Genomic DNA, 14,435 nt, shown 5'->3' with positions numbered 1-14,435 from the left:
TTTCAAAAATTAAAGAGGAAGACAACAGTGTGTCTCTGCATGAGAAAGCTTCGGGCTATTAGTACCACTTGGCTTTGGTCTCTCAACCTTTACACCTATGGCCTATCAACGTAGTCATCTTCTACGACCCTATAAGGAAGTCTCATCTCGTGGCTAGTTTCGCACTTAGATGCTTTCAGCGCTTATCTATTCCAGACGTAGCTACCCTGCCGTACACCTGGCGGCATAACAGGTTCACCAGAGGTCTGTCCAACCCGGTCCTCTCGTACTAAGGTCAGATCCACTCAAACTTCCAACGCCCACAACAGATAGGGACCGAACTGTCTCGCGACGTTCTGAACCCAGCTCGCGTGCCACTTTAATGGGCGAACAGCCCAACCCTTGGGACCTTCTCCAGCCCCAGGATGTGACGAGCCGACATCGAGGTGCCAAACCTCCCCGTCGATATGAGCTCTTGGGGAGATCAGCCTGTTATCCCCAGCGTACCTTTTATCCTTTGAGCGATGGCCCTTCCATACAGAACCACCGGATCACTATGTCCGTCTTTCGACCCTGTTCGACTTGTCGGTCTCACAGTCAAGCAAGCTTATGCCATTGCACTCCGCGTACGGTTACCAAGCGTACTGAGCTTACCTTTGAAAGCCTCCGTTACCTTTTTGGAGGCGACCACCCCAGTCAAACTACCCACCAAACAATGTCCTCCCCATTAGGGAGTTAGAAACCGAATACAGAAAGGGCGGTATTTCAAGGTTGATTCCACGTATCCTGGCGAACACGCTTCAACATCTCCCGCCTATCCTACACATCCTGTACCCAATCTCAATGTTAAGCTATAGTGAAGGTGCATGGGGTCTTTCCGTCCCGTTGCGGGTAATCGGCGTCTTCACCGATACCACAATTTCACCGAGCTCATGGCTGAGACAGCGCCCAGATCGTTACACCATTCGTGCAGGTCGGAACTTACCCGACAAGGAATTTCGCTACCTTAGGACCGTTATAGTTACGGCCGCCGTTTACTGGGGCTTCGATTCAATGCTTCTCTTACGATGACATCCCCTCTTAACCTTCCAGCACCGGGCAGGTGTCAGGCCTTATACCTCATCTTGCGATTTTGCAAAGCCATATGTTTTTGTTAAACAGTCGCCTGGGCCTTTTCACTGCGGCTGCTCATCGCTGAGACAGCGCCCCTTCTCCCGAAGTTACAGGGCCATTTTGCCGAGTTCCTTAGCCATGACTCACTCGAGCACCTTAGATTCTCTCCTCGACCACCTGTGTCGGTTTGCGGTACGGGTCTTCATAACCTGAAGCTTAGCGGGTTTTCTTGGAAGTCTGTTTACCTGCTCTATCAGCGCCACCGAAGCTTTGCTGTACTATTGGGTTTCAGCAGGGTCGGCGGATTTGCCTACCGTCCCTATACCTACGCCTTTCAACGAACTATTCCGTCAGTTCGCGGCAGTGTCACTACTCCGTCACCACATCGCAGTTATGAAGAGTACTGGAATATTAACCAGTTGTCCATCGGCTTGCCCCTTCGGGTGCGCCTTAGGTCCCGACTGACCCTGATCCGATTAACGTTGATCAGGAAACCTTGGTCTTTCGGTGGGCGGGTTTCCCACCCGCCTTATCGTTACTTATGCCTACATTTGCTTTTCCATACGGTCCAACACCCATTACCAGATATCTTCGCCCCATATGGAATGCTCCCTACCAGATGCACATAAGTGCAAATCCATAGCTTCGGTACCGTTCTTGATGCCCGTTTATTATCCACGCCCGGCCGCTCGACTAGTGAGCTGTTACGCACTCTTTAAATGAATGGCTGCTTCCAAGCCAACATCCTAGCTGTCTGGGCAACCGGACCTCGTTAGTTCAACTTAGAACGAATTTGGGGACCTTAGCTGATGGTCTGGGTTCTTTCCCTCTCGGCCTTGGACCTTAGCACCCAAAGCCTCACTGCCGGCCATATTTAATAGCATTCGGAGTTCGTCTGGATTTGGTAGGATTTGACTCCCCGCACCCAATCGGTAGCTCTACCTCTATTAAACTCGATGCCGACGCTGTTCCTAAAAACATTTCGGGAGTACGAGCTATTTCCCAGTTTGATTGGCCTTTCACCCCTACCCTCAGGTCATCCGGAAACTTTTCAACGTTTATCGGTTCGGTCCTCCATTACATGTTACTGCAACTTCAACCTGCCCAAGGGTAGATCACAAGGTTTCGCGTCTACCTCATCTGACTATGCGCCCTATTAAGACTCGCTTTCGCTTCGGCTGCGTCCCTGAAGGACTTAACCTTGCCAGACAAGAGTAACTCGTAGGCTCATTATGCAAAAGGCACGCTGTCACAGGACCTGCCTGCTCCAACCGCTTGTAAGCACACGGTTTCAGGTTCTTTTCACTCCCCTGTTCGGGGTTCTTTTCACCTTTCCCTCACGGTACTGGTTCACTATCGGTCTCTCAGGAGTATTTAGCCTTACCAGATGGTGCTGGTGGATTCCCACAGGATTTCTCCGGTCCCGCGGTACTCAGGATACCACTATGTCAACATTCTTTACCTGTACGGGGCTCTCACCCTTATCGCGCAGTTTCCCACCTGCTTCCAGTTCATAGCGCTGTACAATGTCGTGGTCCTACAACCCCGACCATGCCGTAACATGATCGGTTTGGGCTCTTTCCCGTTCGCTCGCCACTACTTGGGAAATCATTGTTATTTTCTTCTCCTACGCCTACTTAGATGTTTCAGTTCAGCGCGTTCGCGTATCATACGACTATTCTTCAAATAGTCAGGTTGCCCCATTCGGAAATCTCTGGATCAAGTCGCATTTGCCAATCCCCAAAGCTTATCGCAGCTTATCACGTCCTTCTTCGCCTCTGAGAGCCTAGGCATCCCCGTGTGCCCTTATTTACTTTCTTCACCGGCATAGCCTTTTGCTACTATGCGGCTGCTTTTGATATATATACCGATATGCTACGCAAAGATTCGTTCGGCCTGGACCGAGGGTCTCCTCCCTACATCAGACACATATCAGCATTGTCTCTATACTGTTGTCTTCTCTTGTAATTTTTTTCTCTTTCAATATGTCAAAGAACTCTTTTTTTTTTTTAGATAGGAGATTTTAGATCTGAGATATCAGACCTTGTATGGTCTGTTATCTTGCTCTATCTTTCCCTCCAAAAACGTGGAGAATAACGGATTCGAACCGTTGACCCCCTGCGTGCAAGGCAGGTGCTCTAGCCAGCTGAGCTAATTCCCCTTTTTTTCGTAGTCCCGAGCAGATTTGAACTGCTGACCCCTACATTATCAGTGTAGTGCTCTAACCAACTGAGCTACGGGACTAGCTATTCTGTTCATCTATCTCTCTCGGTCCTGCTCCTTATAGGGGCGGGCACTTTCTTCTGATGTTTCCTTTTTAGTAGTGAATAATGCCTAGTGTGTATTTGGGATCCTCTATGTCGCCATAAAATAATCCGGGTACTAGCTACTCAATTCTCAATACTATATTCAATCATATGTAACGTGACGAGCACCGATCTTCGATACTCTAGAAAGGAGGTATTCCAGCCGCACCTTCCGGTACGGCTACCTTGTTACGACTTAGCCCCAATTATCGGTTTTACCCTAACACGCTCCTTGCGGTCACATGCTTTAGGTACCCCCAACTTTCATGGCTTGACGGGCGGTGTGTACAAGGCCCGGGAACGTATTCACCGCGTCATTGCTGATACGCGATTACTAGCGAATCCAACTTCATGGGGTCGAGTTGCAGACCCCAATCCGAACTGTGAATGGCTTTTAGAGATTAGCATCATATTGCTATGTAGCTGCCCGCTGTACCATCCATTGTAGCACGTGTGTAGCCCCGGACGTAAGGGCCATGATGACTTGACGTCGTCCCCACCTTCCTCTCTGTTTGCACAGGCAGTCTGTTTAGAGTCCCCACCTTAAATGCTGGCAACTAAACATAGGGGTTGCGCTCGTTGCGGACTTAACCCAACACCTCACGGCACGAGCTGACGACAGCCATGCAGCACCTAGTTTCGTGTCCCGAAGGACGGATGCGTCTCTGCATCCTTCACTAACTTTCAAGCCCGGGTAAGGTTCCTCGCGTATCATCGAATTAAACCACATGCTCCTCCGCTTGTGCGGGCCCCCGTCAATTCCTTTGAGTTTCACCCTTGCGGGCGTACTCCCCAGGTGGATAACTTAACGCTTTCGCTTGGACGCTGGCTGTCTATCGCCAACATCGAGTTATCATCGTTTAGGGCGTGGACTACCAGGGTATCTAATCCTGTTCGATCCCCACGCTTTCGTGCATCAGCGTCAATACCAGCTTAGTGAGCTGCCTTCGCAATCGGAGTTCTAAGACATATCTATGCATTTCACCGCTACTTGTCTTATTCCGCCCACTTCAAATGGATTCAAGCCCATCAGTATCAAAGGCACTGCGATGGTTGAGCCACCGTATTTCACCCTGACTTAATAGGCCGCCTACGCACCCTTTAAACCCAATAAATCCGGATAACGCTCGGATCCTCCGTATTACCGCGGCTGCTGGCACGGAGTTAGCCGATCCTTATTCTTCCAGTACATTCAGCTCTCTACACGTAAAGAGGTTTATTCCTGGACAAAAGCAGTTTACAACCCATAGGGCAGTCATCCTGCACGCGGCATGGCTGGTTCAGGCTTCCGCCCATTGACCAATATTCCTTACTGCTGCCTCCCGTAGGAGTCTGGTCCGTGTCTCAGTACCAGTGTGGGGATTCTCCTCTCAGAGCCCCTAGACATCGTCGCCTTGGTAAGCCGTTACCCTACCAACTAGCTAATGTCACGCGAGCCCATCTCTATCCTATAAATATTTAATAATCCAACGATGCCGGTAGATTATATTATGCGGTGTTAATCTCTCTTTCGAGAGGCTATCCCCTGATAGAGGTAGGTTGCTCACGCGTTACGCACCCGTGCGCCACTCTCATGGAATCAGAGCAAGCTCTGGTTCCAATCCCGTCCGACTTGCATGTATTAGGCCTGCCGCTAGCGTTCATCCTGAGCCAGGATCAAACTCTCCATTGTAAAATGAAGTTTTTGATTCCAACTATTTACATAATCAGAATTCTTTTTTATATCTCTGATCTTGGATCGAATTGAACGAATTGCTTGAATTTGTTCATGACTTTCGTTTTGTCTACTCGTCACGCTTACATGATTGTGTTTTCTTAAAGAACTTATCTCGCTTCAACTTCCGTATCCGCTATATTCCGATGAGCATTGCGCCCCTCTTTATCTTTTTTGTTTCCCTCCGTTTCCGTTGGGACTGCAAAGGTAGAAATCTTTTTTGAACTTCCAAAAAACTTTTGAAGTTTTTTTCTTTTTTTTTCCCGATTTCCGCGTTTAAAATAATCTGAACGGGATTTTAAATCCTGTCGCGCTTACCTAAACCCTTCTTTTTTCATGGTCTCTTCTTTCGAAGTAACCGTCCCTCCCTTGCGGAGTGGTGCAAAGATAGGGAGTTTTTATAATCACTTCCAAGCCTTTTGTTCTTATTTATTTCATTTTGCCGCTAACTCGCTGTAAAGGTGGAGGATTGTTTTTCTCCGGACGGGTTCCGGTGGGGCTTCGACGGCGCGGAAAGGCTGGTTATGCGTGGGTCTGTGGTGGAAAGGGAACGGGAAAGCGCGCGCGGATAGCGCTGAAAGGCGGGATTGCCTATGGGCTAGACGTACGCCACAGCAGCGCAGAACCGGGAATGCGACGAAAAAGTCGCAGCAAGGCCAGCTATACGCAAAAAAACAGTGAAGGGAGAAAAGTGGATGGGCAGCAGAAACCGGGGATCAGGGAAGCAAGGAACCGCGACAGTCACTGCCAGAGGGGCTGAAGGGTATTTTCAAACGGGCGCTCCTCGGGATCTGCTCACCCCTTCTTCGCCCTTCCTTCGGCCTCCACCTATCGTTTACCTATCGTTTCCCTATCCATTCCCTATTGTTTGGATAGGTGAACGATAGGTAACGGATAGAGAATATATAGAGAATTTCCGAACAAAGGGCGAAGCGTGGACGAACGAGACCCGAACCGCAGCCGAAAAAGGCCAAGTATGCGTGGAAACGCGGTGGAAAGGGGGAAGCAAAGGCCGGATGGAATTACCAAACAGCTGCTCCTCTATGGAACAGCTATACCGATTCTGTATTATATCAGCATCCTGTATCTATAATAGAACAGAGATATAAGTGATCTGGGGATTTCAGAAAAATCCGAACAGCACAGAAAAAGCCTTCGATACAACGGTAGAACAACCGGCAGATTGCTTCCCAACTACTTCTAAAGTAAAAGGATATTACATAGGGTTTACAGGGGTATGACAGGGGTAAATACCTATTAATCAGGTGTAATATCAGTGTTAATACTTTGCTATAACTTTTTTAGGTGTAAACCAGGTAGGAAGTAATCCCAGAGATGGGCCGGAGCGGAATCAGAAATGAGAACCTAATGACTGACCCCGGAACTCCTGTACACCTCCGTCGGGACAGCTTTGCTATCTGTCCATAGTGTCTCCATGGTGAGTCCGTGCTGAGTCCGAGTCTAACACGCTAGAACAGCGGTAGCAATCCGGTCAAACCATACCAACATCTGCGCTCACACTCGTTCAAAGCCCGATTCGGTCCCGAACAGTTCTCGAATCACAGCCGAAAAAACCCAAAAAGGCCAAACACTCGGACCCACTGGCTGGAAACGCAGTTTTTTGAAGCAAAAGCATTCAAAAATTGCGCATCACATAAGGGGAATTAAGCTGTATATTTCCCCTACAAAAATGCCGACAGCGGAGATGAGACCAATTCATTGTTTTTATATGAAACGCAATTATATTGTATATCAAAAGCAATTTATCTAAGTTTGGATAATAAGGAAAACTTAATCGTTGTAAACAGGTTTGAACGAACTTTTCAAAATATATCAAGTCGATGCAAAAGAAGCACTACGCATCCAAGAGTCGAAAAATGAAATGCACCAACATGATTTCGAAGAACTGATTATTGGTGTAAAGGGACGATTAGAGCATTTTATCGATTTTAAAGCGCAAACATACAGCGCTCCCTTTGTCAGTTTTGTAGCGCAAGGTAAGAATCATCGCGTGAAACCGATTCTCCAAGACAATGACATCGATTTTTGGGTTATCCGATTTAAAAGCGAATTCATCCCCGAAACCACCTTCCAACTCTATGCGCATTTTCATGAAAATGCAACATTAACTTTTTCCAACCAACCTGTTTTTCCAGATTGGTCATCCTGTGCCAAATGATCCAACAGGAAACACAACAATCCTTAGTAGATTATGCCGTTATTAAGCAATTGTTGAGTACAATCTTTATTATGATCGAGTCAGAGCGAAAAAACAATTTCCGGATACCCAACAACAATTGAAAAACCAAAGTACAACGTTCACTAGCTTTCTTTCTATATTAGAAGAGAATTATCGACGACCAGAGGGGGTTAACTATTACGCGGAAAAGCTTTTTATGTCTGCGCGAAATTTAAACCTGATCTGCCAAAGTATATTGCAACAGAGTGTATCGGAGATCATTGAAACAAGAAAACTGATAGAGGCTAAAAATCTATTGTTAACAACCAATAAGACGATTTCAGAAATAGGCTTCGAATTAGGCTATCAGGAAAAATCTTATTTCACCAACGTTTTCAAAAAGAAAGCCGGAATGACACCATCTGAATTTAGAAATGAAATACAGAAGCTGATTTCCGAATAATACAACAGATTGACTAAAAACAATACCTCCACCCTCCCGACTCTACTTAATTTTGTAATAACAATTAACGCTATTAGGAATATTCAAATGCGTAGAAAGGATTTTATAAAAATTATGGCAACATTACCCTTATCAGGCATAGCTAGTCCTGCAAGTTCATTACGTAAATTGTCTACTGAACTTACTGCGACAGATAAATTTCCAGCTCTTTTTTAGGCCATGGAAGCCCCATAAATGCCATTGAAGACAATGAGTTTGTTCAGGGATTTAGAAAAATAGGACAAACATTCGAAAAGCCGAAAGCAATCCTGGTTATTTCGGCGCATTGGGAGACACGTGGAACATTTGTTACCGCCATGGAGCATCCGGCTACCATCCATGACTTTGGAGGTTTCCCCAGGCTCTGTTTGACGTACAATATCCTGCACCCGGAAGCCCCTCTTTAGCCCATGAAACACAGCGTATCGTCACGAAAACCGAAGTGCATCTTGACGATAAATGGGGATTGGATCACGGTTCATGGTCTGTTGTCAAACATCTATATCCAAATGCTGACGTGCCCATTATTCAGATGAGTATCGACTACACCCAACCAGCTTCTTATCATTATGAAATCGCACAGCAGCTGGCAGAGCTACGGAAAAAGGTGTGTTGATTATCGGAAGCGGCAACATGGTCCACAATCTCAGAATGGTAGCCTGGGATAAACTCAACACAAGCGGATACGCCTACGAATGGGCCACCATTGCGAATGATAAGATGAAAAAGTTTATTCAAGAGGGCAACCATCAGGCTTTAATTGATTTCAGGCAACAGGGAAAAGAGTTTAACCTAGCAATCCCAACACCGGAACACTATCTTCCTTTAATTTATACACTCGCTTTACAGGAAAAAATGAAGATCTATTTTTGTTCAATGACAATTCTGTAGCAGGTTCACTGACCATGACTTCATTAAAGATCGGTTAGTCGAAAAAACAAAATGATGAACTAAGATTTCATCCCAGACTATTCAACGACTATTTGTCAACGGTCTGGGGTGGATTTCTTATGGACGTTTTGATGACAGCAGAGAGATAAGTACATTTGTTTTATAGAACGCATACTATTTTAGTTTAAATCATGGCATCAAAACCTGTTATCGAAATTGAATACTGTCCAAAATGCAATTGGATGTTGCGTGCGGCTTATATGTCGCAAGAGATATTGAGCTCTTTCACGGAAGATATCCACGGCGTCCTGCTTATTCCAAGTGAAATTGCGGGCCGTTATACCATACGCATAGACAACAAAGAAATCTTTGATCGAAAAAGAGCAGGCCGATTTCCCGAAATAAAGGAATTAAAGCAACTGATCCGGGATATTGTCGCCCCTGAAAAATCATTGGGACATTCGGATAAAACTTCTTAAAAATTCGTTCAATTTAGCATAAATCGGATTTTATAAACTTCTTCTTCTTAGCAACTTTGTATAAACTAAATGGACAATCATGACTATTCAACAAGAAGTAGATTTTCAACGTATCGCCAAGGCAATACATTTCTTACAAGAAAATTTCAGAACTCAACCCACACTGGGACAGATCGCTTCTCATGTCTACATGAGTGAAGCTCATTTCCAACGGATGTTTACCTCCTGGGCAGGCACAAGCCCGAAGAAGTTCTTGCAATATATCAGTTTAAATCACGCCAAATCACTACTGAAGGAAAACAATATTGCAGAAACTACTTTCCAACTGGGCCTTTCGAGTAGCAGCAGATTACACGAACTGTTTATCAATATCGAAGGGATGACACCTGCTGAGTACAGAATGAAGGCGCCAACCTGCTTATTTCATACTATTATTATGAAACACTTTTTGGCCCCATCATCATAGCCTCTACCTCAAAGGGTATCTGTCATATTGCTTATGAAGAAGATAAAGAATCGGCGTTCGAAACGCTTCAAAAGCGCTTCCCAAACGCAAAATATATACAGCAGAAGGATGTAATGCATGAAAATGCACTAAAAGCATTAAATCCACAGGATAATGATATCGGTCAGGTGAAATTGCATCTCAAAGGAACAGAATTTCAGCTGAAGGTATGGGAAGCACTGTTAAAAATTCCTATGGGCAATTTGAGCACTTATGGTTCGATTGCTTCTCAAATCGGAAACCCCAAGGCTTCACGTGCTGTAGGCACAGCCATTGGCAGTAACCCTATTGCTTATCTGATTCCATGTCACCGGGTTATCCAAAACAGTGGTATATTTGGGGGTATCGTTGGGATCCTATAAGAAAGACAGCGATTATCGGCTGGGAGAGCCTCCACACAGCAATATAAGGCAACAAAACAGTAAGGATAACATGGAACTTTTCGGCAATCTTTTTGATGGAAACAAAAATATACTTCCCTATGATGGGACAGTCAATTACTATGGTAAAATACTAGATCCGCAACAAGCGGATCACTATTTTAACCTGTTGATGAATTCCATCGAATGGGTAAACGATCGTGCGATTATTTTCGGAAACGAAATTATCACTAAACGCAAAGTCGCCTGGTATGGGGATCAGGCTTTTGAGTATAGCTATTCCAATACCACCAAAAGAGCTCTCCCTGGACAAAAGAACTACTCGAACTAAAAACACTTGCTGAATTAAAAACGCAGGAAACTTATAATTCTTGTTTATTGAATCTATATCACAATGGTGATGAAGGGATGGCCTGGCACAGTGACGGAGAAAAAGACCTAAAGAAAAATGGTGCCATTGCTTCTTTAAGTTTTGGAGCCGAAAGAAAGTTTGCTTTCAAGCACAAAACGACAAAAGAAAAAGTAGATCTTATTTTGGGAAATGGTAGTCTTCTGGTTATGAAGGATCTTACACAGACGTATTGGTTGCACCGTCTTCCCCCTACAAAAAGGTATTTATGCCTCGTGTGAATCTGACCTTCAGAACTATTGACAATTTTCAATAACACGGACAATTGACTCTTCAAGCTGATTATTTTCAAGTTAACCATCCATATAGGAAAGGATATTCAGCGCTGAAACCATCAGCAACAAAGACATCAACTTTATGTTAGGGGCTGATCTAAGCACACAATAATTTCATTGTCAGACAATGTGCGGCTATAAATTTAATAGGATTGTGTCAATCTCCTTCATAAGAAGGAGATTGACACAAATAACGTTGTTATTTTACAGCTTCCCAATCATTGTCTTTAGCTGTATAGTCCATAAAGACACCTCCATCCAACGTAATTTTCTTCACTTTCTTTGAAGAGGACCAGCTGACTGTTGCCTGTTTTTCATTCTGTTGCCAAATTACAGGTGTTTGATGTTTTGTTTCCAAAGTGCCGTCTGTATAGGTAATCAAGACATCAAATGGAACCGCAAATCCCCTACGTTTGTGATCGACAAGGTATTTTTATTGCCAGACTGCTTAAAGCTATCCACCTTTAAATCGATGTAATTATTGGTAAAATACCAGTTTTTCCAAAACCAATTTAAATTCTGACCAGCTCCGGCATTGATACTGTAAAAGAAATCCCATGGCGTTGGGTGTTTACCATGCCAAAGATCCATATAATGATGTAGTGCTTTTTGAAAACCGCATCACCTAAATAATCCCTTAACGCGATATACGATAAGGCAGCTTTGATATAGGCATTATTTCCGTAGCCCAGACCATTTAACTGTGAAGTCATGGTAATCAATGGTTGATCCTCTTCTGTAGACGGGTCAAAGATGTATCGTTTCACGCGTGACTCTTTAAAAAGCTCCTTATTCTTTTCGGCCCCGATCTCCGCATTACCAATCCAAAATTCAAGTGCTGTAGCCCAGCCTTCATCCATATAACCATATCGGGTCTCATTGATCCCCATGTAAAAGGGAAATAGGTATGTGCGATCTCATGATCCGCTGTTTGTCGGGCATCAACAAAATTGTCGGGCACACTTGAATCATTGATCATCATCGGGTATTCCATATCCGCAAAGCCCTGTACTGCTGTCATTGTTGGATAAGGGTAGGTCACACCGGGCCAATTTTTGGAAAACCAGTCGATACAATATTGCTGCCAGCCAATGTACTGTTCAAAATCGGGAGTGCCAGCAACATAACTGGATTGTACACTGACGCGTTTGGTCCCTAGATCGACACTAGCAGCATCCCATATATAATTGTCACTTACACTGAAACAAAAGTCAGGAACATAAGTTGCTTTAAATTTCCACTTATTCCATTCCTGCTGTGCAGTTACCCTGCCCTCCTTCATTTCAGATGCTGTAGCAACATGGATAGGCTCATCACGCTGTTTCGATTGCTCAAAGCGTTCTAAAATAGGCTTCTGCAATACTTCCGCCGCATTCTGAAGCTCACCTGTAGCCCAGACAACAAAATTCTTAGGAACAGCAATTTCAAACTGATAATCATTGAAACCATTATAGAACTCCTGTCTACCGTTATGCTCCAAAACATCCCAGCCATTATAATCATCATACACAGATACACGTGGATAGGAATAAGCACAATAGAAAGTAGATGCATTGAGCATGCCATCGCGATCACTCTCCACTGATAACGGATATTCCCAGCTAATCTCTAAGGTTGCCACTGTTCCGGGAAGAATTTTCTGCCCAAAATCACCGAGTTTGACTGTTCCCAATCGCCACTATTGACCTCATAAACCTGTCCGTTGAGTTTAAAGGATTTTATCTTTAACCCTGATGTCAAATAGTCGTCCGAAGCATAATTAGCACGTGCAGCATTGGGTTTGTGTACATTGTTCACAAATCGAATTGCCAATTGCTTTAACGTATCGGGGCTATTATTGGTATATAAAATTGTTTCTTTCCCACGGACGGTCTTCGCGGCAGGATCCAGCTGTACCTTGACATCATATTTCCCAAAGTTTTGCCAGTAGTTTTTACCAGGCACACCGGTTGTGGTCCGCGTGCCTTTTTCAATGGCTTGTTTAATATTCCTGGGTGTATAGAGTTCCTGTGCTTGCGCAAAACCCGTGAGCAACAGCAAGGCCAAACTGCAGCGATATATATTTTGTCGTATCATATGTCTGAATTAAATAATCAAAACTAAGATAAATTTCCCCTTACTTCCAAGTTTAATTGCGTGATTCTATCCTATCACTGAAAATTGTCTACCGCACGCATTTCCGCATTTAAACATGCAACGATTCAAGCAGATAATTTCCGACCCAACAAGAATTGGCGAGCCCCAATACCTGTCCAAAATAAAATTGTGTTCATTCCTTTAAAAACATTTTAATATTTTTGACGTTTAGATCTAAGATAAACCCGAAGGTATGCAGCAATTTTTACGTCATCACTATTTATTCACGCTCTGTTTTTTACTACCTTGCTTTCTGCTGATATCCAATAGGCTTGTGGCTCAATCTGAAACCGAGATAGATTCGGCTTCCTTCTATAAAAAGCAACGCGATTCCATTCTCGCGAGCCAATATGATATCTCGGATTTGATCGGCCGAATTATTCACCCCAAACGTAAAAAGGAAAAATCCAGCAAACGTTCGCCAATTACCTTAATGCCAAACATTGCCTATAATCCGACGATTGGTGGACAGATTGGAGTCAAGGCTGTTGCTGGAAAAGTACTGGGTGATCCCAAAACAACGACTATGTCAATTGCGGCAACGTCAGCCTCCATTACGACCAAAAACATCATGGTTTTCTATATTAGCCACAATGTATTTACCCCAAACAATAAGCTGAATTTTCAGGGGCTTTTGCGTTGGTTAAAATGGTTGCCCTAGACGCAGGTTTGGGTATGACCCCGCAGGGCAAATGGAACAATGAGGAGGAGGAAATACTTGCTAATCCCGAGCATAAAAAATATGGGGCCAAATACGATGCCTTCACGTTTAATGAGAAGGTCTATAAAAAGGTTGCTGATGACTTATTTTTAGGGGCCGGACTGGCCTTCGATCTGCGACGGAAAATAACAAGCAGTAGCCCAAATGGCAATATTACACCCAATACAATATATACCGAAAAGCATGGTTTTGCTCCAGATAGCTACAACTCCAATGGCCTCCTATTGAATATGCAATATACCACCCGGGATAATCCCAACAGACCTTATAAAGGGATCTATTCGGATATTGGCCTACGATGGAATACAAGCTTATTGGGCAGTAGCAAAAATGCCGTCCAGCTCACGACCGACTTTCGTAAATACTTTAGTTTATCGCAGTCAGATCCAGCACATGTACTTGCTTTTTGGTATTGGGGCTCTTACAAACTTGGTGGCGTTCTCCCCTACTTCGACCTCCCTGGTACAGGAAGAGATGCTGCTGTAAGAACCGGTCGCGGTTATACAATCGGTTATTTCAAGGGACCTTCTTTTGCCTATGCGGAAACAGAATACCGCTTCCCAATTTTAAAAAATCGCTTTTTGAGTGGCGCGGCATTTTTCAACCTCCAAAGTGCAAGTGATGAATTAGGCACAAAACTTTTTGAAAGATGGCAGCCGGGCGGTGGTGCAGGGCTACGGGTACTGTTTAACAAAGCCACCCGAACAAACCTCTGCTTGGACTATGCCATAGGAAAATATGGATCCCGTGGATTCTTCCTCGGATTGAACGAAGCGTTTTAATTTAATGGAAAGCGGCAAGACTTCTTTTCTATAAAATCATTAAATTAGCCGATATTGTGACTTC

At 44.4% G+C, this 14,435-nt stretch carries 15 protein-coding genes, 2 tRNA genes, 2 rRNA genes and 2 pseudogenes; 13 read left to right on the top strand and 8 right to left on the bottom strand.

The genetic code is table 11. The annotated features are described in order from the left end of the window. Positions 1-39: 39 nt before the first annotated feature. The 4 genes from KUH03_RS28490 to KUH03_RS28475 all read right to left on the bottom strand — a co-directional run bounded on the left by KUH03_RS28490 (position 40) and on the right by KUH03_RS28475 (position 5,070). Positions 40-2,912, bottom strand: a 23S ribosomal RNA gene (locus KUH03_RS28490). 267 nt (positions 2,913-3,179) lie between these two features. Then, a tRNA-Ala gene (locus KUH03_RS28485) sits at positions 3,180-3,253 on the bottom strand. Positions 3,254-3,262: 9 nt separating this feature from the next. Beyond that, positions 3,263-3,336: transfer RNA gene (locus tag KUH03_RS28480), tRNA-Ile, on the bottom strand. 209 nt (positions 3,337-3,545) lie between these two features. Then, a 16S ribosomal RNA gene (locus KUH03_RS28475) occupies positions 3,546-5,070 on the bottom strand. Together the 16S and 23S rRNA genes with 2 tRNA genes alongside form the textbook arrangement of a ribosomal RNA operon. Positions 5,071-5,789: 719 nt before the next feature. On the opposite strand from KUH03_RS28475, the gene KUH03_RS28470 reads away from it, so the two are divergent. From KUH03_RS28470 to KUH03_RS28425, 11 genes and pseudogenes are all read left to right on the top strand, one after another. Continuing rightward, positions 5,790-5,999 carry a hypothetical protein gene (locus tag KUH03_RS28470; protein ID WP_257087796.1) on the top strand — a complete coding sequence of 70 codons (210 nt, stop codon included), beginning with the start codon at positions 5,790-5,792 and terminating at the stop codon, positions 5,997-5,999. Positions 6,000-6,922: 923 nt separating this feature from the next. Further along, complete coding sequence (locus tag KUH03_RS28465; RefSeq protein WP_257087795.1) at positions 6,923-7,291, top strand: hypothetical protein; 369 nt, start codon at positions 6,923-6,925, stop codon at positions 7,289-7,291. Between the two features lie 118 nt (positions 7,292-7,409). Further along, complete coding sequence (locus KUH03_RS28460) at positions 7,410-7,754, top strand: AraC family transcriptional regulator (RefSeq protein ID WP_257087794.1); 345 nt, start codon at positions 7,410-7,412, stop codon at positions 7,752-7,754. Positions 7,755-8,235: 481 nt separating this feature from the next. Then, positions 8,236-8,409 carry a hypothetical protein gene (locus tag KUH03_RS28455; protein ID WP_373564505.1) on the top strand — a complete coding sequence of 58 codons (174 nt, stop codon included), beginning with the start codon at positions 8,236-8,238 and terminating at the stop codon, positions 8,407-8,409. Positions 8,410-8,426: 17 nt separating this feature from the next. Next, on the top strand, positions 8,427-8,684 hold the full coding sequence (locus KUH03_RS28450; protein WP_257087793.1) for a hypothetical protein: 258 nt from the start codon (positions 8,427-8,429) through the stop codon (positions 8,682-8,684). A 191-nt stretch (positions 8,685-8,875) separates the two neighbouring features. Further along, a complete protein-coding gene (locus KUH03_RS28445; protein WP_120261932.1) occupies positions 8,876-9,163 on the top strand; it encodes a SelT/SelW/SelH family protein in 288 nt (95 codons plus the stop codon). A gap of 79 nt (positions 9,164-9,242) precedes the next feature. Next, positions 9,243-9,629, top strand: coding sequence for a helix-turn-helix transcriptional regulator (locus KUH03_RS28440; protein WP_257087792.1), 387 nt, complete (start codon positions 9,243-9,245; stop codon positions 9,627-9,629). Then, positions 9,620-9,673: pseudogene (locus tag KUH03_RS49280) on the top strand (hypothetical protein); the annotation flags it as partial. The gene KUH03_RS28440 and the pseudogene KUH03_RS49280, both read left to right, overlap by 10 nt. 69 nt (positions 9,674-9,742) lie before the next feature. Further along, positions 9,743-10,030: a methylated-DNA--[protein]-cysteine S-methyltransferase gene (locus KUH03_RS28435; RefSeq protein ID WP_306429203.1), complete on the top strand. Its 288-nt coding sequence runs from the start codon at positions 9,743-9,745 to the stop codon at positions 10,028-10,030. Continuing rightward, positions 9,996-10,379, top strand: coding sequence for a hypothetical protein (locus KUH03_RS28430; protein ID WP_257087791.1), 384 nt, complete (start codon positions 9,996-9,998; stop codon positions 10,377-10,379). The genes KUH03_RS28435 and KUH03_RS28430 overlap by 35 nt, the downstream gene beginning before the upstream one ends. Positions 10,380-10,399: 20 nt before the next feature. Beyond that, positions 10,400-10,678, top strand: a pseudogene (locus KUH03_RS28425) (alpha-ketoglutarate-dependent dioxygenase AlkB); the annotation flags it as partial. Positions 10,679-10,931: 253 nt separating this feature from the next. On the opposite strand, the gene KUH03_RS28420 reads toward KUH03_RS28425, so the two are convergent. From KUH03_RS28420 to KUH03_RS28405, 4 genes are all read right to left on the bottom strand, one after another. Beyond that, positions 10,932-11,090, bottom strand: coding sequence for a hypothetical protein (locus KUH03_RS28420; RefSeq protein WP_257087790.1), 159 nt, complete (start codon positions 11,088-11,090; stop codon positions 10,932-10,934). Between the two features lie 154 nt (positions 11,091-11,244). After that, positions 11,245-11,499 (bottom strand): hypothetical protein, encoded by a 255-nt coding sequence (locus KUH03_RS28415; RefSeq protein WP_257087789.1) that lies wholly within the window; start codon positions 11,497-11,499, stop codon positions 11,245-11,247. Continuing rightward, the gene (locus KUH03_RS28410; RefSeq protein ID WP_257087788.1) at positions 11,496-12,404 is read right to left on the bottom strand and encodes a hypothetical protein; all 909 of its coding nucleotides are present in this window, start codon (positions 12,402-12,404) and stop codon (positions 11,496-11,498) included. Before KUH03_RS28410 ends, KUH03_RS28415 begins: the two co-directional genes overlap by 4 nt. After that, entirely contained in the window at positions 12,341-12,772 is a 432-nt protein-coding gene (locus tag KUH03_RS28405) for a hypothetical protein (RefSeq protein ID WP_257087787.1), read from the bottom strand. Before KUH03_RS28405 ends, KUH03_RS28410 begins: the two co-directional genes overlap by 64 nt. 289 nt (positions 12,773-13,061) lie before the next feature. Here KUH03_RS28405 and KUH03_RS28400 point away from each other — a divergent pair, with 289 nt between their 5' ends. Then, positions 13,062-13,529: a hypothetical protein gene (locus tag KUH03_RS28400; RefSeq protein WP_257087786.1), complete on the top strand. Its 468-nt coding sequence runs from the start codon at positions 13,062-13,064 to the stop codon at positions 13,527-13,529. Beyond that, the gene (locus tag KUH03_RS28395; RefSeq protein WP_257087785.1) at positions 13,517-14,371 is read left to right on the top strand and encodes an outer membrane protein assembly factor; all 855 of its coding nucleotides are present in this window, start codon (positions 13,517-13,519) and stop codon (positions 14,369-14,371) included. The genes KUH03_RS28400 and KUH03_RS28395 overlap by 13 nt, the downstream gene beginning before the upstream one ends. Positions 14,372-14,435 lie beyond the last annotated feature (64 nt).

Origin of the sequence: Sphingobacterium sp. E70, from assembly GCF_019285695.1 — a bacterium.
Taxonomy (GTDB): domain Bacteria; phylum Bacteroidota; class Bacteroidia; order Sphingobacteriales; family Sphingobacteriaceae; genus Sphingobacterium; species Sphingobacterium detergens.
Note: the sequence above shows the minus strand (reverse complement) of the source record. Positions and strands in the feature narration are given on the sequence as shown.

Coding starts and splice junctions, on each gene's coding strand:
- KUH03_RS28450 (WP_257087793.1), top strand. CDS start 8,427: ATGGTCCACAATCTCAGAATGGTAGCCTGGGATAAACTCAACACAAGC.
- KUH03_RS28445 (WP_120261932.1), top strand. CDS start 8,876: ATGGCATCAAAACCTGTTATCGAAATTGAATACTGTCCAAAATGCAAT.
- KUH03_RS28440 (WP_257087792.1), top strand. CDS start 9,243: ATGACTATTCAACAAGAAGTAGATTTTCAACGTATCGCCAAGGCAATA.
- KUH03_RS28435 (WP_306429203.1), top strand. CDS start 9,743: ATGCATGAAAATGCACTAAAAGCATTAAATCCACAGGATAATGATATC.
- KUH03_RS28400 (WP_257087786.1), top strand. CDS start 13,062: ATGCAGCAATTTTTACGTCATCACTATTTATTCACGCTCTGTTTTTTA.
- KUH03_RS28395 (WP_257087785.1), top strand. CDS start 13,517: ATGGTTGCCCTAGACGCAGGTTTGGGTATGACCCCGCAGGGCAAATGG.